The 21,129-nt window shown below is 61.4% G+C and carries 14 protein-coding genes; 13 read left to right on the forward strand and 1 reads right to left on the reverse strand.

The window, feature by feature from the left end:
- Window positions 1-14: 14 nt before the first annotated feature.
- The 7 genes from BW09_RS08335 to BW09_RS08365 all read left to right on the forward strand — a co-directional run bounded on the left by BW09_RS08335 (window position 15) and on the right by BW09_RS08365 (window position 8,995).
- The gene (locus BW09_RS08335; RefSeq protein ID WP_375137577.1) at window positions 15-917 is read left to right on the forward strand and encodes an ABC transporter ATP-binding protein; all 903 of its coding nucleotides are present in this window, start codon (window positions 15-17) and stop codon (window positions 915-917) included.
- Window positions 918-1,056: 139 nt separating this feature from the next.
- Window positions 1,057-2,499: an MATE family efflux transporter gene (locus tag BW09_RS08340; RefSeq protein ID WP_140463295.1), complete on the forward strand. Its 1,443-nt coding sequence runs from the start codon at window positions 1,057-1,059 to the stop codon at window positions 2,497-2,499.
- 512 nt (window positions 2,500-3,011) lie between these two features.
- Window positions 3,012-4,082, forward strand: coding sequence for a pyridoxal-phosphate dependent enzyme (locus tag BW09_RS08345; RefSeq protein ID WP_140463297.1), 1,071 nt, complete (start codon window positions 3,012-3,014; stop codon window positions 4,080-4,082).
- Window positions 4,083-4,275: 193 nt separating this feature from the next.
- Window positions 4,276-5,460 carry a cystathionine gamma-synthase gene (locus tag BW09_RS08350; protein WP_044089995.1) on the forward strand — a complete coding sequence of 395 codons (1,185 nt, stop codon included), beginning with the start codon at window positions 4,276-4,278 and terminating at the stop codon, window positions 5,458-5,460.
- A gap of 33 nt (window positions 5,461-5,493) precedes the next feature.
- Window positions 5,494-7,539, forward strand: coding sequence for a RecQ family ATP-dependent DNA helicase (locus BW09_RS08355; protein WP_044089993.1), 2,046 nt, complete (start codon window positions 5,494-5,496; stop codon window positions 7,537-7,539).
- A gap of 136 nt (window positions 7,540-7,675) precedes the next feature.
- Window positions 7,676-8,170, forward strand: a complete 495-nt coding sequence (locus tag BW09_RS08360; protein ID WP_044089992.1) for an S-ribosylhomocysteine lyase — start codon at window positions 7,676-7,678, stop codon at window positions 8,168-8,170.
- A 282-nt stretch (window positions 8,171-8,452) separates the two neighbouring features.
- Window positions 8,453-8,995, forward strand: a complete 543-nt coding sequence (locus tag BW09_RS08365) for an N-acetyltransferase (RefSeq protein WP_140463299.1) — start codon at window positions 8,453-8,455, stop codon at window positions 8,993-8,995.
- A 156-nt stretch (window positions 8,996-9,151) separates the two neighbouring features.
- On the opposite strand, the gene BW09_RS08370 is transcribed toward BW09_RS08365, so the two are convergent.
- A complete protein-coding gene (locus tag BW09_RS08370) occupies window positions 9,152-10,603 on the reverse strand; it encodes an APC family permease (protein ID WP_044089991.1) in 1,452 nt (483 codons plus the stop codon).
- Between the two features lie 277 nt (window positions 10,604-10,880).
- Between BW09_RS08370 and alr the strand changes: the two genes are divergently transcribed.
- The 6 genes from alr (at window position 10,881) to pdxT (ending at window position 20,826) form a co-directional block, all read left to right on the forward strand.
- Window positions 10,881-12,239: an alanine racemase gene (gene alr / locus BW09_RS08375; protein ID WP_044089990.1), complete on the forward strand. Its 1,359-nt coding sequence runs from the start codon at window positions 10,881-10,883 to the stop codon at window positions 12,237-12,239.
- Window positions 12,240-12,277: 38 nt separating this feature from the next.
- Window positions 12,278-13,564 (forward strand): deoxyguanosinetriphosphate triphosphohydrolase, encoded by a 1,287-nt coding sequence (locus BW09_RS08380; protein WP_044089988.1) that lies wholly within the window; start codon window positions 12,278-12,280, stop codon window positions 13,562-13,564.
- 245 nt (window positions 13,565-13,809) lie between these two features.
- On the forward strand, window positions 13,810-15,903 hold the full coding sequence (dnaG, locus tag BW09_RS08385; RefSeq protein WP_044089986.1) for a DNA primase: 2,094 nt from the start codon (window positions 13,810-13,812) through the stop codon (window positions 15,901-15,903).
- A gap of 171 nt (window positions 15,904-16,074) precedes the next feature.
- Window positions 16,075-18,930 (forward strand): transglutaminase domain-containing protein, encoded by a 2,856-nt coding sequence (locus BW09_RS08390; RefSeq protein WP_140463301.1) that lies wholly within the window; start codon window positions 16,075-16,077, stop codon window positions 18,928-18,930.
- Window positions 18,931-19,096: 166 nt separating this feature from the next.
- Window positions 19,097-19,972 carry a pyridoxal 5'-phosphate synthase lyase subunit PdxS gene (gene pdxS / locus BW09_RS08395; RefSeq protein ID WP_044089984.1) on the forward strand — a complete coding sequence of 292 codons (876 nt, stop codon included), beginning with the start codon at window positions 19,097-19,099 and terminating at the stop codon, window positions 19,970-19,972.
- 215 nt (window positions 19,973-20,187) lie between these two features.
- A complete protein-coding gene (gene pdxT, locus BW09_RS08400) occupies window positions 20,188-20,826 on the forward strand; it encodes a pyridoxal 5'-phosphate synthase glutaminase subunit PdxT (protein ID WP_044089983.1) in 639 nt (212 codons plus the stop codon).
- The last annotated feature ends 303 nt before the right edge of the window (window positions 20,827-21,129 follow it).

Genomic DNA, 21,129 nt, shown 5'->3' on the forward strand with positions numbered 1-21,129 from the left:
CGTATGCATCGTCTATGTCATACGACTCGTCTGCATCGGCACGGTACGAGGCCCGTCATGGTGCGCCGCTGCTGTCCGCGCAAGGGGTTAATGCCTCCTTTGCTTTACGCGACATGCATCGGGGATTGTTCGGCGGTGGGCTGTTCGGGCTTGGTCGGGCAGCCAGACGCCAGGTGCTGTTCGACGTGTCCGCCGACGTGCACGCAGGGGAGTGCTTGGCGGTGATTGGTGCATCCGGGTCGGGTAAGACCACGCTGACCCGCATCATGTTGGGATTGGCCGCTGCGGATTCCGGCGAGATCATGTATCGCGGAGTCGAGGTGAGCCGGGGTTCGGCAGGCATGAAGGCCCTGCGCGCCGAGTCGTCCATCGTGTTCCAGGACCCGTATGGTTCGCTCGACCCGCGTTGGACGGTCGAACGGTCGGTGTCCGAACCGTTGTGGCTGCGCCGGCGGGCATTGGGCTTTGCGGCCGACGAGGTGGAGGGCAAGACCGTACAGGCGCTGGCCCGCGTAGGCCTTGACCCGCGCATGTTCCTCGGACGCTACCCATGCGACCTGTCCGGCGGTCAGGCCCAGCGCGTCGCCATCGCCCGCGCCATCGTCAACGAACCGCGCGTCATCCTGGCCGACGAGCCGATGAGCGCCATCGACGTGGCCGCCCGCGTGCGGATCCTCGAGACCTTCCAGTCGATTCTCTCCGGCGAGGGTTCGCAGACAGTCGATCCGGCGACCGGTGAGCCTGTCAGGCCCGCGATCATCATGGTCTCCCATGATCTGGGCGTCGTGCAGCATATCGCCGACCGCATCGTCGTGCTGAACGAAGGCCGCGTGGTCGAATCCGGACCTACGGCGGCTGTGCTCGGTGCCCCTCAGTCCGACTACACCCGGCAGCTCATCGCCGCCGCCTCGCTGTAGTCGTTGTTCGTATGATTAAACCGGGAGTCAGACCAGGCAGCCAATGCGGCAGTTGGCAGTGGTGCTTGGAGGCAAACCGCGGTTCGATTCCCTCGCGATTTCAGCCTATGATTCGATCATTATTCCAAGCTTTTGAGGTATGCCGATAAGTGATCAGACAGCCGCTCCGGCGGAAGAGCGTGCCCGAACGAAGACGCAGTTGAAGCCGCCGGCCCGAACGGACGCCCAGAAGGATCTGGCGACCAAGCCGATTGTCCCGCTGGTGATCTCCTTGGCGGGGCCGGCGATCGTGGCGCAGGCCGCGAACGCGTTGTACACGATCGTCGATCGACTCTTCATAGCACATATCCCCGAAGTGGGCGATCTGGCCATCGCGGGCATCGGCATCTGCTTCCCAATCACTATCGCCGTGGCGGCGTTCGCGTTGCTCGTCGGCTCAGGTGGCGCTCCCTTGGCGTCCATAGCCTTGGGCAAAGGCGATGTGCGTGCCGCCGAGCATATTCTCGGCGCGAGTGCCGCAATGCTGGTGGCGATTTCGCTGACGCTCACCGTGTTGTTGGAGTTCGGCAAAGTGCCGATTCTGGATGCGTTCGGTGCCAGCGCCGATACGTTGCCGTATGCCTCGGACTTCCTGGGGGTTTATCTGCTGGGTACCGTGTTCGTTCAGGTGACGCTTGGACTCAACTCGTTCATTTCTGCGCAAGGCAAAGCGAAAGTGGCTATGGTCTCGGTGCTGATCGGTGCCGGCATGAGCCTGATTCTTGACCCGGTGTTCATTTTCGTGCTCGATATGGGTGTTCGTGGCGCGGCTGTGGCGAACGTCATCTCCCAATTCCTCTCTGCGGCATGGATCGTGGCATTTCTGGCTTCATCGCGTAGCGCCATACGATTTCGCGCGACGTGGTTCAGGGTCGATGCGACGATTCTGCCGGTGCTGGCTTTAGGGGCTTCTCCGTTTGTGATGCAGTTGACGGAATGTGCCATCAACGTGGTGTTCAACACGCAGCTGGAACGGTTGGGTGGCGATGATTATGTGGCCGCCATGACCATCATCACCAGCACGATGCAGCTGATATATGTGGTGAACAATGGTCTGCAGCAAGGCGTTCAGCCCATCATTAGCTACAACTACGGAGCTCGGAACCATAAACGTGTGCGGCATGCGTACCGTCTTGGCATCGGGCTGCTACTTGTGGTGATGTCCGCTATGGTGACGGTCATCGCGATTATCCCGGAAACGATCGCGAGGTTGTTCACCGCTGACGCTGGCATCATAGCCGTCGTCGGCTCGATGATGCCACTGTTCGTGTGTGGATGGGGGATCTTCGGTATCCAATGTGGCGTTCAATGCACCTTGGTGGGGCTGGGTCTGGCCAAGCCTTCGCTGTTTTTGGCCATTCTGCGCAAAATCATCCTCCTGATTCCGTTGGCGTTCGTATTGCCGCAGTTCATGGGCGTCACTGGCGTGTTTGTCGCCGAACCGATATCGGACATCACCTCGGCGTTGGTGTCCATTGTTGTCTTTCGGCATGAGATCAGGCGTGTGCTCGGCGGACAAGACGCTGTGCTCGGCATGGAGTGATGCATCTGGCCGGGACGGAGAGTCGTGCTGTGTCGCAGTCGGTGGGCAACGATTTTGCCATCCTGGCTGGCGGCGGTAAGCCATTTTGCCGCTACGCCTCGCACCTTGGCAGAATCGTTGCTGTCCGGAATGCGGTTACCTGCGACACGCCTATGCTGTGCCCTGTGCTATCGTATGAGACATGCAGTTCATCTCATGTTGTTGTCGCTGACCGACGCCCTAGGGCGAGCGGTGAGTGACGCATAACTTGAGATAGAGCATTCGTAGAGCGGCGAATCGGCCGCCATTGTTATTTCCTGATTGCCGAAGAAGCGGCAGAAGATGCCATGCAGGTGAAGTAATAGGAAAAGCTATAGGGTATAGGCGAAGCGGGAACTCGGCCGCAACGTAACCCGACGAATCTTAACATCACAAGGTCATCCACACATATCCACTCGCCTGCGGACGTCGGTTCACGACAATCAACAGACCCACCAGTCAACCGTCACCCGTACAGCAAAGGATTCCCCATCATGACCATCCACAACAGTCTCGCGGAACTCATCGGCAACACCCCGCTCGTCAAGCTCAACCACATCCCCCAAAGCCTCGGCGTCAAAGCCACCATCGCCGTCAAGGTCGAGTATTTCAACCCCGGCGGCTCCTCCAAGGATCGCATCGCCGAGCGCATCATCGACGCCGCCGAGCGGTCCGGCCAACTGAAGCCCGGTGGCGTCATCGTAGAGCCCACCTCCGGCAATACCGGCGTCGGCCTCGCCCTGGTCGCTCAGCAGCGCGGGTACCGTACGATCTTCACCCTGCCGGACAAGGTCTCCGAATCCAAGCGTGCGGTGCTGCGCGCCTACGGCGCCGAAGTCATCGTCACCCCCACCGACGCCGGCCCGGACGATCCCCGCTCCTACTACCAGGTGGCCGAACGCCTCGCCAATGAGATTCCCGGCGGCTTCCGTCCGAACCAGTACGACAATCCGAATGGCCCGGAAAGCCACTACTACACCACCGGTCCAGAGATCTGGGAGGCCACCGACCATAAGGTCACGCACTTTGTGGCGGGCATTGGCACCGGCGGCACCATCTCCGGCACCGGCAAGTATCTGAAGGAAGCCTCGAACGGTGCGGTCAAGGTCATCGGTTCCGATCCGGAAGGCTCTATCTACTCCGCCGATTCACTGGCCGACGTGCACCAATACGACATCGAGGGCGTGGGGGAGGACTTCTATCCCAAGGCCTTCGACCGGAACATCACCGACGACATCGTCAAGGTGAACGATGCCGAGGCGTTCGAGATGACCCGCAGGCTCGCCGGCGAGGAGGCGCTGCTGGTCGGCGGCTCGTCCGGTATGGCCGTGGCCAGCGCCATCAAGTATGCGCTCGCCAACAATCTGGACGAGAACCAGCTGGTGGTGGTCCTGGCTCCCGATTCCGGCCGCAGCTACCTGGAGAAGATCTTCAACGACGACTGGATGCGCGCCAACGGCTACGGCGACATCGTGGATCGCACCGCCAAGCCGTCGCTTGCCGAACAATACCTCTCCCAGCCGTCCCCCGACGAGACGGCCGGGAAGACCGTCAGCGAAAGCTGACCGGCGGAAAGCGGTCGATGCGGCCAGTGCGGCCGGCGTGGCCGGCGCGGTCGCATCGACAGTGCATCTACCGCGCATCAACAAAGGCAATTCCCGCGATAACCCGCTATCAATAACGCTGATATCAACACGCGCATTCACTGACCAACCCTGACTTACCCTCGAATACGGAATACACCGAAAGGAACAACACATGTCCGCCGAATACAACGCCAAGTTTGCATCCAATGCCCTTGCCACCCGTGCCATCCACGCCGGCCAGGAGCCCGATCCGACCACCGGAGCCGTGGTGACCCCGATCTACGCCACCTCCACCTTCAAGCAGGACGGCGTGCTCGGTCTGCGCGGCGGGCATGACTACTCGCGTTCCATCAACCCCACGCGCACCAGCTTCGACGAACAGCTCGCCTCCGTGGAAGGCGCGAAATACGCGTTGAGCTTCTCCTCGGGTCTCGCCGCCATCGACGTGCTGCTGCGTTCCACCATCAAGCCCGGCGACAACATCCTGCTCGGCAACGACGTATACGGCGGCACCTACCGTCTGCTCGCCAAGGTGTTTGTGCCGTGGGGCGTGGGACTCGATGTGGTGGACATCACCGACCTTGCAGCCGTGGAGACGGCGCTCGCCGCCAAGCACTATGCGTACGTGTGGGTCGAAACCCCTTCCAACCCGCTGCTGAACATCACCGACATCGCAGCCACCGCCGAAGTGGCGCACAAGTACGGCACCAAGGTCGTGGTCGACAACACCTTCGCTTCGCCGGCCCTGCAGCATCCGCTGGATGAGGGCGCTGACGCGGTGGTCTACTCCACCACCAAGTACATCGGCGGCCACTCCGACGTGGTGGGCGGTGCCGTGGTGCTCAACGACGAGGAGACTCGCGAGAAGGTGGCGTTCCTGCAGAACGCGGCCGGAGCGGTGCCCTCTCCGTTCGACTCCTGGCTGGATATCCGCGGTCTCAAGACGCTGGACCTGCGTGTCAAGCGCCACAGCGCCAATGCGCTGAAGGTGGCCGAATGGCTGGAATCCCAGCCCTCCGACGTGATTGAGCGCGTCTGGTATCCGGGCCTCGAATCCCATCCGGGCCATGAGATCGCCGCACGCCAGATGCACGGTGGATTCGGCGGCATCGTCTCCGTGCAGCTGGCCGCTGGTGCCGAGGCGGCCAAGCGGTTCGTGGACCATACCGAGATCTTCACGCTCGCCGAATCGCTTGGCGGTGTGGAGAGCCTGATCGAGGTGCCGGCGGCCATGACCCACGCCTCCGTGGCCGGCACCACGTTGCAGGTGCCTGCCAACCTGATCCGCATCTCGGTGGGCATCGAGAACGCCGACGACCTCATCGCCGACCTCAAGCAGGCGCTCGAGCGCCTGTGAATCACGCGCCCCCGTGCGCTATGGTTGTATGTCATGACGGCACGTGAGGCGGCGCTGGGGGCGCTTAAACAGTATTTCGGCTACGATTCGTTCCGGCCCGGCCAGCTCGGCATCGTCGAGGCGCTTCTGACCGGTCGGGACGTGTTGGGCGTGATGCCGACCGGCGCGGGCAAATCCGTGTGCTACCAGATTCCCGCCGCCCTGATGCCGGGACTCACGTTGGTGGTTTCGCCGCTGATCTCTCTGATGCGCGATCAGGTTGATGCGCTCAACGATCTCGGTCTGTCTGCCGCGTTCGTCAACACCACCCAGGACCCGGACGAGCAGGCCATGGTGCTGGCGCAGGCGGCAGCCGGACAGATCAAACTGCTCTATGTGGCGCCGGAACGTCTGGAAACACGAAGATTCCGTGATTTCGCCGCGCGCACTCCGATTGCCTTGATTGCCGTGGACGAGGCGCATTGCGTCTCCCAGTGGGGGCAGGATTTCCGCTCGTCGTATCTGGGCATCGGCGAATTCATTGCGGGACTGCCGCAGCGCCCGCCGATCGGCGCATTCACCGCCACCGCCACCGAAAACGTGCGCAAGGATATCGTTGGTCTGCTCGGATTGCGCGAGCCGGCGGTCACCGTCACCGGATTCGACCGGCCGAATCTGTATTTCGACGTGGTCAAGCTGGAAACCAAATACAAGGCTGCATGGGTGTCGGATTATGTGGCGGAGCACCCGGATGAATGCGGCATCATCTATTGCGCCACCCGCAAAACCACTGAGGCGCTCGCCGCCACGTTGAACCAGATGGGCCATACGGCGGTCGCCTACCATGGCGGCATGGCATCTGATGTGCGCGAACGGGCGCAGCGCGACTTCATCACCGACAAGGTGCCGGTGGTGGTGGCCACCAACGCGTTCGGTATGGGAATCGACAAGCCGGACGTCCGCTTCGTGATTCATTACAACATGCCTGAATCCATCGAGGCCTACTATCAGGAGGCCGGTCGCGCGGGGCGAGACGGCGAGCCCAGCCGCTGCACGCTGCTGTGGAACGAGTCGGACATCGTGACCAGACGCCGGCTGCTCGACAGCGATTACGAGAATGAGCGCATGACTCCCGAAGAACAGGAGATTGCGCGCCTGCGCAAGCGTCAGTTGCTCGATGGCATGGTGGGCTATTGCCGCACCACCGACTGCCTGCACCGGTATATGACACGGTATTTTGGCCAGGATCTTTCCGGGCTTTCCACTGATGCTTCTTCTGCGTCAGAGGATACCGCGAAGGCGGGCGGCGCCAAGGATGCCGTCAGGTGCGGTGCCTGTTCGAATTGCGAAAGCACTTTCGAGACCATCGATGTGACCCGCGTGGCACGCGCGATCAGCCGATGCGTGCACGATGTGCAGCAGCAGGTGGGCTCAGGCAAGATCGTCAAAATACTGCGTGGCTCCAAGGCCCAGGAATTGTCGAGTCTGAATCCCGAACAGATGCCGACGTTCGGCATGCTGAAAGATACCGACACCGCATTGATCCGTGATGTGCTCAGTCAGATGACCTCCGACGGTCATCTGACCATTGCCGAAGGCCGTCTGCCGATCGTGCACTTCGGGCCTCGCGCGGCGGAGACCACCTCTCCTGATTTCCATTACGAGATGAAAAAGCTGCGGCGCAAGGTGTCGGCAAGAGCGGCCGGTATGAGCGCTGCCGGAAGCACGGTCGGAGGCGCCGGTGAACGAACCGGCGTGCGCGGCGGGGGAGTGTACGTTGATGGGGGAGTGCCCGTCGGTGTCGCAGCGTCGAACGTATCCGGTGCGGCGCTGGGCTCGTATATTCCCGATGACGACGCCGAGGCGTTGTTCCGGAAGCTGCGCGACCTGCGCCGCACCATCGCCCAGGAGATCGGCAAACCGCCGTACATCGTCTTCTCCGACAAGACCTTGCGGGACATGGCCCTCATCAGGCCTGTCACCGACGCACAGTTTTTGGCCGTCAGCGGTGTGGGGCAGCGCAAGCTGGACCTGTACGGCAAACGCTTCATGGAGGCGGTCGCTTCGTTCGGTGCAGCCAGCGCAGCCAATGCGCGGTAAGCAGTCGCCGAATCCAGTGGCTCGCGCCATAACTATCGTCTATAGCGAACCGTGGGATGTCGATGCGTAATCCCGTTCGGCGGCGACTACGATTGCTGGCGGTACCGCGAATGCTGACAGTGGAAAGGACAACGAAATGGCAGAAGAGCAGTCCGAAAAGCCGGTCGTGGAAAGCTTCCAGCTCGACCACACCAAGGTCAAGGCGCCATACGTGCGCTACATCGACACCGAGAAGGGCCCGCACGGTGATGTGATTTCCAACTACGATCTGCGCCTGACCCAGCCGAACAAGCAGGCCATCCCCACCGGTGGCCTGCACACCATCGAGCACACGATCGCCGTGCTGCTGCGCGAGCGTATCCCGGGCTATATCGACTGCTCGCCGTTCGGATGCCGCACCGGCTTCCACCTGCTGACTTGGGGCGAGCATCCCACCGAGGAAGTGGCGAAGGCGCTCAAGGAGTCGCTGGAGTTCATCGCCTACAAGGCCACGTGGGATGACGTGCCAGCCACCACTGAGAAGAGCTGCGGCAATTACCGCGACCACAGCCTGTTCACCGCCAAGGAATGGGCCAAGCAGATCCTCGAGGAGGGCATCAGCTCCGACCCGTTCGAGCGCAAGGTCGTCTGACCGACTGGTTGCCGGTCGTCGGTTTCGAGTTTCCGATTCCTGCTTGCCGGTTGACGAGCAGGATACGTCAGATTCCGTCCTATCCCGTCCGCATCGCAACGCGGGCGGGATTTTTATGCTCGAGGCATGGTAGGTTTACCGTCAGTTATCCGTGAGTTTGCCGTTTGGCTTTGGTTATTGAGGCTGACTGCTGAGGTCAGCTGGCGAAGCTGGGCGACGGACTGGACGTTGACGGCTTGATTATTGAGAGAAGTCGGACACAACGAGTGAGAGAGGTGAAAGGTGACGCAGTCGAGTGCTGCCACTGCAGCGACAGGCCGGCGTTTCCGCCATGCCACCATGCGTGATCTGCCGCAGATGCAGACGATCTACGCTCGCGCTCGCGCGCTGATGGCTGCCAACGGCAATCCGACGCAGTGGGGCACGCAGTTTCCCCGGGAATCCGTGATCATCGATGATATCGCCAACCAGCGTACGATGCTGCTGGTGGATACGATCGGCGGACACGAGCGTATCCTGGCGCAGTTCGCGTTGTGCCCGGGCAAGGATCCCACGTATGCGTCGATTGATGGCGCATGGCTCGACAATGACACCTATGTGACCATCCACCGCATCGCCTCATCCGGGTTGGTGCGTCATGCGGCCCGCGACTGCATCAAGTGGGCCTTGAAGCATTATGGCAATGTGCGCGCCGACACCCATCCCAACAATAAGGCCATGCAGCATGTGCTGGAAAGCTCCGGTTTCGCCCGCTGTGGCCTGATTCAGCTCGTCGACCGGCCGACTGACACCACGAGGATCGCCTACCAGCGCCACGAGTGGTGAATTATCGGTGTCTGGACTTGCGCATGGCGATTATATGGAAAGGCGTACGCTGGGCATCACTCAGCGTACGCCTTTCCATATAAACGATTGCCGGCCGAGGGGTTCAGCATCGGCCGGCAATCGTTTCAGTTCTTGACTTTGGTCCGTGGCGGGGACTCAGTCCTTAGCCTCAGCAGCCTCAGCGGCAGCCGTCTCGCCGACGAGCTTGGAGCGCTTGCGGCTGTAGGCGAAGTAGACGATCAGACCGAGGCCGAACCACACCGCGAATCGCACCCAGGTCTCCCAGTTGAGGCCTGCGATGAGCACGAAGCAGAACACGATGGAGATGATCGGCGTGAACGGCACGAGCGGGGCCTTGAAGCCGCGGTGCGCGTCCGGCTGCGTCTTGCGCATCCACAGGATGCCGGCGGAGACGATGATGAACGCGGTCAGGGTGCCGATGTTCACCAGCTCGAACAGCACGTTGATGTTGATGAAGCCGCCGGCGATCGCGGTCAGGATGCCGAAGAACCACGTGCCCTTGAACGGTGTACGGTACTTCTCATGCACATGGCCGAAGAACTCCGGGAACAGGCCGTCGCGGCTCATCGCATAGCAGATGCGGGACTGGCCGTACAGCTGGACGAGCATCACCGTGGTCATGCCGATCAGGGCACCGAGGTTCACGATCACGGCGAGCCAGTTCAGGCCGGTGGCCAGAATCACACCGGCGACCGGGGCGTCGATGAACTCGGCGAACTGCTTGTAGGGCACCACGCCGGTCATGATGAGCGTCATCACGATGTACAGCACGGTGGAGATGGCCAGCGACAGCAGGATGCCGCGAGGCAGCGTCTTGTTCGGGTTGACGGTCTCCTCGGCGGAGGAGGAGACGGCGTCGAAGCCGATGAAGCTGAAGAACACGATGGATGCGGCCGGCACGATGCCATAGGGCTGGGTGGAGCCGGGCTGGAAGGTGTAGATGCCGTACGGGGAGAACGGATGCCAGTTGGCCGGGTTCACGAACCATACGGTGCAGATGATGAACAGCACGATGATGATGAGCTTGATCATCACCATGATGTCGTTGGTGCGCTTGGTCTGGTTGATGCCAATGGACAGCACCCACGTGATGAGCAGCACGATCACGAAACCGGGAAGGTTGAAGTACGTGGTCACGCCCGGCGTGGTGCCGTAGGCGGCGGTCAGTTCGACCGGCAGATGCAGGCCGAACCCTTCAAGCAGCTTGTTGAAGTAGCCTGACCATCCGGCGGACACAGTGGCCGCCTGCAGGGCGTACTCCAGAATCAGATCCCAGCCGATGATGAAGGCGATGAGTTCGCCGAACGCCAGATAGGCGTAGGAGTAGGCGGAACCGGAAACCGGTGCCATGGAAGCGAATTCGGCATAGCACAGGCCTGCGAAACCGCAGCAGATGGCGGCCAGCAGGAAGGAGACGGACAGTGCCGGTCCGGCGGTCAGCGCACCCTTGCCGGTAAGCACGAAGATACCGGTGCCGATGATCGCGCCGATGCCGAGCATCGTCAGATCAAAGGTGTGCATCGTACGCTTCAGCGGAGTGGATTCAGATACCAGCTGATCCACGCTTTTCTTGCGGAAAAGATCCATGTTCTTCTCTCATGAACTTGGTGTATGGGGCTAGACCGGACGGATTTCCGGGATCCCGGCACGCCTCAACGCCGGGAATCAGACAACGGTTCGCATCGAATAACCATGCGGAGCTCCGTATAATTCGCATAGTGTACGCCGTATGCGGGGACAATGGCGGCATGGTTCCGTGATAAGAGCCGCCTATGTGTAACTTTTGGGTTACTTTTCGTTCAATATGGCTTATCGGGGGTTCCGGATGTGCGCACGTCACATTGTCGCGCAACAATAGGGTCTCATGAGCATGAACGCAGCACCCGAAATAGATTTCTCCGGCGAGCAGGGTAAGGCCAATTATGCGGCCGCCCGTCGCCAATACCCTGCACAGGCCATCGTGGACCTCAAGGCCTTGCGGGACAACATGGCGCATCTGGTCTCCGTGGTCGGCGGCCCGGATTCCGGTACCGCGGTGATGGGCGTGGTCAAGGCGGACGCCTATGGCCACGGTCTGCTGCCGGCGGCTCTGGCCGCGCTCGCCGGTGGGGCGACCTGGCTGGGCACCGCTCAGTCGCATGAGGCGCTGCTGCTGCGCAAACTCGGCATCGGGCCCGACCGCTGCCATATTCTGACGTGGGTCTACAACGGCACCGAAGTGCCGTTCGACGAGCTGATCGCCGCGGACATCGACGTGTCCGTCGGCTCGCTGCCTGGCATCGATGCCGTGGCCGCCGCCGCGCGCAAACTCGGCAAGCCGGCCCGGGTGCACGTCAAGGTCGATTCCGGATTCGGACGCAACGGCTTCACGCCCGCAGGCTTCGACGCGGCGCTCGCCAAACTGGTGCCGCTCGCGCACGAGGGCGTGATTCAGGTTATTGGCCAGTGGAGCCACCTGGCCGTGGCCGATTCGCCGGATGTGCCCGAGTTCGTGGCCTCCACCGACCGCCAGATCGAGACATTCAAGGACTTCACGCGCCGCATGGAGAAGGCTGGCATTCCGCCGCAGATCCGCCATCTGGCGAACACCGCCGCAACCCTGGACCGTCCGGAGATCCACTTCGAGCTGACCCGTCCGGGCATCGGGCTCTATGGCTATGAGCCCGACCCGGCCATGGGCACGCCGCGCGACTGGCATCTGACCCCGGCCATGCGTCTGCAGGCCCAGCTCGGCACGGTCAAGGACGTGGAGGCGGGCCACGGCATCTCCTATGGCCGCACCTATTTGACCCCGGACAACACCTCCACCGCCATCGTGCCGCTCGGGTACGCGGACGGCATCCATCGTTCGGCCTCCGGCTTCGACATGCAGGGTGCCAAGCACATCGAGAAGGACGGCGGTCCGGTGCGCATCATGACCGCTGCCGGCCCGCGGCTGTATCGCGTGTGCGGCCGCGTGTGCATGGACCAGTTCATCGTGGATCTCCATGGTTCGGCCGCCGAGCTCGGCGTGCACGAGGGCGATACGGTGGAGCTGTTCGGCCCCGGCCGCGGCGAGGAGTACGCCGAGCCGACCGCCGACGATTGGGCCCGCGCCGCCGACACCATCAGCTACGAGATTTTCACCTGTCTGAGGAACCGCATCCCACGCCTGTACGAGCACGCCGCCGAAGTGTTGCCGCCTGAGGATTTGGCCATGCTAGACCCGGCGTCGCTGCTGTAAGGTGCCAGCCGGGCGGTGTCTCGTCCTATGCTTGAGCCATGGAAACAACGCGGGATGGGGAACCGGTACTGAGCAACGAGGGATACAGCGCCTTTGACGAGGAGCGTTGGGCCCCCGAGCCGCCCAAATCGAAGTATCGAACCGCCTTCGAGCGCGATCGCGCCCGGCTGATTCATTCCTCGGCCCTGCGCAGGCTCGGCGCGAAAAGCCAGATTCTGGTGGCAGGCACCGACGACTTCGCCCGCACGAGGCTCACCCATACATTGGAGGTCGCCCAGATTGGCCGGCAGATCGGCGCGATGCTCGGCTGCGATCCGGATGTGGTGGACTGCGCCTGTCTCGCCCATGACCTCGGACACCCACCGTTCGGGCATAACGGCGAACGGGCGCTCGCCGAAATCGCCCGTAACATCGGTGGGTTCGAGGGCAACGCCCAGACCATGCGCATCCTGACCCGTCTGGAACCCAAGATATTCCACCCGGACGGCCGTTCGGCCGGCGTGAACCTCACGCGCGCGGCACTCGACGCCGCCGTCAAATACCCGTGGACGCTTGCCGAAGCCGATCTGCATCCCAAGGGGGAGCGGTCGAAGAAGTTCTGCGTCTATCCGGATGATGAACCGGTATTCCGCTGGCTCAAGGTCAATGCGCCCAAAGACGCCAAGCCGATGGAATGCCAGATCATGGACCTGTCGGATGACATCGCCTATTCGGTTCATGACGTCGAGGATTCGATAGCCACTGGTGCGTTCGACCCGATCGTGCTCGCCGACCCGCAGATCCTCGACCACATCATCGAACAGACCCGCGCATGGTACGGGGCGAAATGGGATGCGGACAAGCTGCTCGCCGCGTTCACCCGATTCCGGCGCGAGCATGTGTTCCCTGCCCATTTCAATGGGTCGCGGCAGGCGTTGGCCCAGTTGAAGAACATCACCTCCGATCTGATCGGCCGGTTCTGCTGGTCGGTGGAGATGGCCACCAGGGACACGTACGGGCCGGGGCCGCTGACCCGGTATTCCGCGAACATCGTCATTCCCGAAGAGACGGACTACGAGATTGTGGCGCTCAAGGGCATCGCCGTGTATTTCGTCATGGCGCCACGCGAACGCGAGCCGTTCCATCAGGAGGAGCAGACCATCGTGGAGGATCTGATCGACGTGCTCATGGCCGATTCGCCGGCCCCCTCGGACGCGCTGGAAAGCCAGTTCCTCGCCGACTGGAACGAGTCCACCAACGACGACGAGCGTCTGCGCGTGGCCGTGGACCAGGTGGCCTCCCTGACCGACAACTCCGCCCTGGCGCTGCATTCCATCCTGTGCTGATTTGGGATTGGTGACCATCCGTTGTGCGGTGGTAGTGGTCTATCTCGTAATTGTCTGAGTGATGTTGGCCCCTTCTGACGAGGGGCTGTCAGCGAAGCTGACTGGGGGAGAGACAGGAGATGCAGTGCTCAATTATTAGTGAGACGGATCACTAGACAATGCCATCCTGCGGTGAAAACGGCTTTCTAACGTCGCTTTCGGTAAAAATTTACCCTGTCCTGAATCAGGCGGTACTCTTGGTTCTTATGGTCGGGATGATTAAGAAAGAAGACGTTGAGAAGGTGCGCGCCGCCGCGGATCTGTATGACATCGTATCCGCGACCGTGACGCTTAAGCCTTCCGGCACCGGCACGTTCGTGGGACTGTGTCCTTTCCACGACGAGAAAACCGGCAGTTTCAACGTACGCCCCTCGCTCGGTGTGTGGCACTGCTTCGGCTGCGGTCTTGGCGGAGACGTATTCAAATACGTGGAGCAGGCCGAGAACATCGACTTCCGCGAGGCCGTGGAACTGCTCGCGGACAAATACCACATCGAGCTTCACTACGAGAACAGCGGCAACGGTTCGGGACGGCCGGACGGCACCGGCTCCAAGCGCACGCGGCTATTGGAGGCGTGCGAGGAGGCGCAGCGGTTCTTCGTCTCCCAGATCCTCACTCAGGAGGCTCTGGCTGCTCGCAAGCTGCTCGGCGGTCGCAACTTCTCCCAAGCCGACTGCGAACGTTTCGGCTGCGGGTATGCTCCGCAGGGCTGGGATAATCTGGTACGCCACCTGGCGTCCAAAGGCTTCACTCAGAAGGAGATCCTTGATGCCGGTCTGGCGAGGCAGGGCCAGCGGGGCATCTACGACTACTTCCGTGGCCGTGTGACTTGGCCCATCCGCGATTCGACCGGCCGCACACTCGGTTTCGGCGCACGCAAACTGTATGAGGACGATCAGATTGCCGCCAAATACATCAATACCCCGGATACCCAGCTTTACCGTAAAACGCAGGTGCTGTATGGCATTGACCTGGCGAAATCGTCGATTGTCAAAAAGCGTCAGGTGGTTATCGTCGAGGGATATACGGATGTGATGGCTATGCACTTGGCCGGCATCGATACGGCCGTGGCCACCTGCGGTACCGCGTTCGGTGCCGAGCATGCCAAAATCGTCCGCCGGCTTATCGCCGACGATTCTCTGGGAGCCGTTCAGCTGGTCGGGCCGTTGAAGGTCAAGGATCAGCCGTTGAGCTCGCGCATCGTGTTCACCTTCGACGGCGATGCCGCCGGTCAGAAGGCCGCACTGCATGCGTTCGGTCTGGATTCCGCGTTCCTCTCGCAGACGTTCGTAGCTGTGGCTGATGATAACCTCGACCCATGCGACCTGCGAATCCAGCGCGGCAACGAGGCGGTGCGGTCGTTGATCGCCAATGCCAAACCGTTGTATGACTTCGTCATCGATACGGCCATCGCCCGTTTTGACCTGACCTATACGCCCGGTCAGGTGGGGGCGATGAAGGCGGTCGCCCCATTGGTGGCACAGATTCGCGACCGGTCCCTTTGGGATGCCTATGCGCGCAAGGCCGCCGGACGGATTGGCGTGGAGCTTGAGGTGATGCGGCGTGAGGTGATGGACGCCCGTCGCCGTATGCAGGTGCGCGATGACGACGCCTACGCGCCGAAGCGGCGTTTCCAGAGCGAGGAGCCTCGATTGGAAGCCGGAGCCAATCCGTATGCGAATCCGGCTGCGCGCAAGGCGCTGGAGCGGAGGGACGCCAAGGAGCAGGCATATTTCAAGATCGATGATGCCGTATTCATCGCTGAACAGCAGTTCATGGCCACGCTGATTCAAGTGCCACGCGCCATCGATCGCACGATGTTCGGGCAGCTCACCATCGACCATTTCATGAGTCCAGTGTTCCGCACACTGTTTCAGGCGATTTCGGCGGCGGGAGGATTGCCGAATACGGATACGCCTCAGGGCTTGTGGATGCACAACCTCACCAAGGCCGGAGGTCCGATGCTCGATCAGGTCATCAACGAGCTGGCGGTCATGCCGCTGCCCTTGCCGGGAGACGACACCGGCAAGGGTGCGCAGCCGCCGCAACCGGCCACTCAGGGGATCCCCGCAGCAGAGGTGCAATTGCGCCCGCCCACCAAGGAGGAACAGCGCTATGCCTCGGAATTACTGACCAGATTACTGGATATGGGCTTCATGCGCCAGATAGGTCTGGCCAGACGTCGCATGGCCCAACTGCCTGACGGCGAGGAGAAGATCGCGCTGCTCGGTCAGATCACCCGCATGGAGACCGCCCGAAAGGACCTTCAGGCGCAGGTCTACGGCAATACCATCGGCTAGGGTTCCGGCCGGGAGACTTCTTTTCGTCGGCCAGAGTCTTTTGTCGCCGGACAGTGAGTGTTAAGCTCGTGCATAGTGTAAGGGATATCACACTGAACACGACACTGACAAAGGTGTTTCCTGAAGCGACATTCAGGATGTAGGGGGAGGCGGATCGAAGTGGAACCGCAAATGAATGGTGGCAATCAGCTGAACGGCGATGAGCAGTTCAACAGTACTGAGCAGTTCAAGGGGAGCGGCCAGCAGGGTGGCAATGCCGTGCCGCAATGGCCGCAGTCGGGCCAGGGACGCCAGTTCGACCAATCGCATGGCGCCTACCCGCAGCCTCAATATCCACAATCTCAGTACCCGCAATCGAATGGTGCTCAGCTTGGACAGCAACCGTATGGGCAAGGGCAATATCCTCAGTATCAGCCTCCGTACCGGCAAGGTCGGCCCCAGCCGAGTACGCAGCCATCGCCTCAAACCTCCGCGAACCAGTCATATCAGTATCAGGCTCCCCAGCGCCAGCCGCAGTATCCGGCACCGCAGTACCAGGTGCCGCAGTACCAGGCTGCGCCTCAGCAGCAGGGATGGGCGGCGGCACAGAACCAGTACACTGCTCCGCAGCCGCAGCAGCCTGGCCCGCAACCGAAGCAGTCCGCTCCGCAGCCGCAGCAGCCTGGCCCGCAATCGTATTCAGGCCAGCCGCAGTACCCAACTGCTCCACAGGAGAGCACTCGCGGCGGTGCGCATCGGGGCAAGGCGGCGAAGAACGCCAAGGTCAAAGGCAAGAGGCGCAAGCCGAAGTGGTGGGTCATCCTCATCGCGATCGTCGTTGCGCTCGCCTTGGTATTCGGCATCGCCTCGGTGGCGGGATACTACATGCTCAAGGCCGATGGCGCCATCGACGGCATCATGGCTGATTCCACTATGCCCACCAAGGAACAGGCCTATGCGGGCATGCCGAACGGCAAGTATGAATTCAAGGACCCCATCGCCGTCGATACATATTACGAATTCAAGACAATCATGAAGGATCCGGTCAAGATCCGCGACACCGTCAAGATGGGGCAGTCCCAGCTTGACGGCGTGGACCTGCAGCTTGACGATTGTGCGCGCGTCTATCAGGATTCCTCATTCGCGGTTCCCGTTCCCACGTCGACCATCGCATCCAGCCCGTTCGACGAGAAGGAAGGTGCCGGCACCCTCATACTGAGCGGTGCCATGAATCTACCGGAGAACATGCAGCACGGGGACTCCATCGGCAAGGAGTACGGCTTCCTGCCCTCCAACGGATACTATTACGTGCAGTACGTGGCCCCGGATGGTAAGAAGCTGGCGAAACCCATCGTGCAGTTCTTCCGTGTCAAGGAGCATACCGGCATCACCCGTCTGCCGCAGGTCAACAACGTCACTCCGGTGGTGAACAAGGACGGCGGCGTCGACATCTCCTGGGACAAGGTGGACGGAGCGAAAACCTATAACGTGTATATCTACACGACCCACAAGCAGATCGGCAAAGAGGGCGACGAAAACTACATGCCGGAGTCCCATGCCATCGACAAGCTTGGATCCACCGACAAGACCCAGCTGCTCTCCGCGGATTATGACAAACCGAAGTCATACTCGGACGAGACGCTTGGCACCAGTGTGCAGCAACAGAACATCGCGTTCCGCTCCCTCGCCGTGGAGCATCAGGACTCCATCGACCACTGCCAGCGGTCGATGTCCGAGAACTGCGCCCAGATCCTGCAGGATGCCGGCGGATCGTGGGATGCCGATTCCGCAGGAAGACTGTACTTCGTGGTCACCGCAGTGGATGAGGCCGGCAATGAGGGCCTCTGGCATGCGATCGACGCCAACGACCTGGTGCCGTCCATCCCCATCGGTCAGGCGGAGCAGGCCAAGATTGACCAGTGGGGCCAGAACATGAGGGGTGTATTCGGCGAGGAGAACACCGTCGAAGAGGATATGCAAACGTATATCTACACCTTCGTGGAGATGGCTAATGGCGCCACGGTGACGGTGCCGAGCACATTCAGCGATCTGAAAAGCGATGGCAAGAACGGGTGGACTTTCATCTACAGCGCACCTGGCACCAAGTTGAAGGACACCGGTCGCCTCTACTATGAAGGCGATCTCAACCCGGTGTTCGCTCAGGTCACCAAGGCAGCCACGGATGCCCTGCCCAAGGCGGGCGGCATGCTTGACCGCATCTATTCGGTGGGCAAGGTGGATTGGTCGGGGTATGACAACAAGAAGATTGATTCCGATACCAAGGAGTCGCCGCTCTTCAACTACGCATCCACCGACTTCGGCAAGTATCTGGCCAACAATCTGCTGAACGGGCATGAGGTGATCGACATCAGCAAGTACGCCAGCGACGCTTATCAGACCAGCACCTCGGATGTGATGACCGAGGTCATGTACCAGAACCCGTATATCAGCATCGTGTCCAACGGTGTGAACTACACCGTGCGCAAAAACGGCGACAAGACAGTGATGTGGGTCAAGTATCCCGACGGCTACCAGCAACGCCAGAAGGCGGTGGAAGACACTGCCAAAGCCGCGGTGGGCCAATTCCAAGGCTCCGATCGGGACAAGGCCGTCGCCATCGACCGGTTCCTGACCGGCAAGATGGAATACGACTACGATGCGTCCAACGCCTTGGGCAAGGATGGTATCGCCAATGCGTACGAGAGCAACGACGCCCTCAACAACTTCCCGGATGCGTGGAGCTCCTATGGCATGGTGAGCGGCAAGGGCGTATGCCTGTCCTACGCATACAGCTATCAGATTCTCGCCAAGGAAGCCGGATTGGACTCTCGTGTAGTGTCCGGCAATGTGGCGGGGACGAAGGCCGGGCATGCGTGGAACTATGTGAAGGTCGACGGGCAGTGGCTGCTGATCGACCCCACATGGGATGACGATGGAACGACCACGTCGGACAAGTACCAGCTCAAGAGGCCATCCGAAGTGACGGACCATTACGCCTCGTCGGATGGTTGGACCTTGGCTTCCGAGGTCGGCCAATACGCCAACTGACTGACGCCAACTGACTGACTCTGCGCGGGCCTGCGTCACGAATTGGACGGGTCAAGAACTTGCCAATTGGCCCCATCCAAATTGGACTGGTTTGGCTGGCGATGTGCTGAGGTACCTGATAATGGGCGGGACGACATCATTCGATACCGCACATAAGGGGATACCAATGGCACAGAACCGTGCAGAACTCAATCGAAACCTCGCCCAGATGCTCAAGGGCGGCGTGATCATGGACGTCACCACGCCCGAACAGGCCAAGATCGCCCAGAACGCCGGCGCCTGCGCGGTCATGGCTTTGGAGCGTATCCCGGCGGACATCCGTGCGGCCGGCGGCGTCTCCCGCATGAGCGACCCTGCCATGATCAAGGGTATTCAGGAAGCTGTCTCGATTCCGGTCATGGCCAAGGTGCGCATCGGCCATATCGCCGAGGCCCGCATCCTGCAGGCCATCGACATCGACTACATCGACGAATCCGAAGTGCTGTCCCCGGCGGACGACGTGTACCACATCGACAAGAACCAGTTCGATGTGCCGTTCGTGTGCGGTGCGAAGAACCTTGGCGAGGCGCTGCGCCGCATTGCGGAGGGTGCGGCCATGATCCGCACCAAGGGCGAGCCCGGCACTGGCGACGTGATCCAGGCCGTGCGCCACATGCGCACGATGAACAAGCAGATCCACGAGCTCGTCTCCCTGCGCGATGACGAGGTCTATGAGGCCGCCAAGCAGTTGGCGGTGCCGTACGACCTCGCCAAGTACGTGCACGACAACGGCCGTCTGCCGGTCGTGAACTTCGCCGCCGGCGGCGTGGCCACCCCGGCCGATGCGGCACTCATGATGGAACTTGGCGCCGAAGGCGTGTTCGTGGGCTCCGGCATCTTCAAGTCCGGCGATCCGGCCAAGCGCGCTGCCGCCATTGTCAAGGCCACAGCCAATTGGCAGGACGCCGATCTGCTCGCCAAGCTGTCCGAGAACCTCGGCGAGGCGATGGTCGGCATTAACGAGGACGAGATCCAGACCATCATGGCCGCACGCGGCGAGTAACGATTCTTGTGCTTCCCCTGGCGGAACTTGGTCGGTGAGGCCGCCGATTATCCGGTCGGCGCGCCTCTTCGCTCAGGCCGGTCTCCCTTGGTCGGTGAGGCCGCTGAAGCCGATGCGGCAGAACATGCGAACAATCCCATTTCCGGCCCCCTCGCCGAGAGGAGCTGTCAGCTCTGCTGACTGAGGGGAGACGAGACATCGCAAAAGAGGTAACCATGGTTGTAGCTGTTGAATACATTTCCAAAGAGGAATCGGACGGTGCCGAATCCGCCAAGCACGGCGTGACCGGCATCCTCGCCGTGCAGGGCGCCTTCGCCGAGCATGCGGCCGTGCTGGACAAGCTTGGGGCCCCGTGGAAGCTGCTGCGCGCCGCCGAGGATTTCGATGAATCCATCGACCGAGTGATTCTGCCGGGCGGTGAATCCACCACGCAGGGCAAGCTGTTGCGCTCCACCGGGCTGTTCGAGAAGATCGACGCGCACATCAAGGCCGGCAAGCCGGTGTTCGGCACCTGCGCCGGCATGATCCTATTGGCGCGCAAGCTCGACAACGACCCGAACGTATACTTCGGCGCGCTCGACGCCGTGGTGCGCCGCAACGCCTATGGTCGCCAGTTGGGCAGCTTCGCCGCCACCGCGGATTTCGGTAAGCCGGATGCGCCGGACTTTATCACGGACTTCCCGCTGGTGTTCATCCGCGGGCCGTACGTAGTGTCGGCGGGGCCGGAGGCCACGGTGGAGACGGAGATCGACGGGCATCCGGTCGCGCTGCGGCAGGGCAACATCCTCGCCACCGCGTTCCATCCCGAACTCACGGATGACACACGGTTGCACGAGCTGTTCCTGTCGCTGTAATGGGCGTCCTGTCGCTGTAATGGGCGCTTGAGACCTTCATGCGGTCCATCGCGCCTTGCGATCTACGACTGCCCATGAGTTATGAGTCCCCATAACGGCTCCACGGTGTAGGGACTGCTCCATGATGTAGGGAAACTCCCACCGTGCAGGGAAACTCCCACGGTGTAGGGATGAAAAACGGCGGAAAACCGCCATTCCTGAAAAACGGCTCCCTACACGGTGGGGAAATCCCTACACGGTGGGCGTACGTATGGATGCGCGGCGGGCTGCAACCCCGCAAAATGTATAATTATTCGCCGGTGC

Origin of the sequence: Bifidobacterium sp. UTCIF-1, from assembly GCF_006408915.1 — a bacterium.
GTDB classification, from domain to species: domain Bacteria; phylum Actinomycetota; class Actinomycetes; order Actinomycetales; family Bifidobacteriaceae; genus Bifidobacterium; species Bifidobacterium reuteri.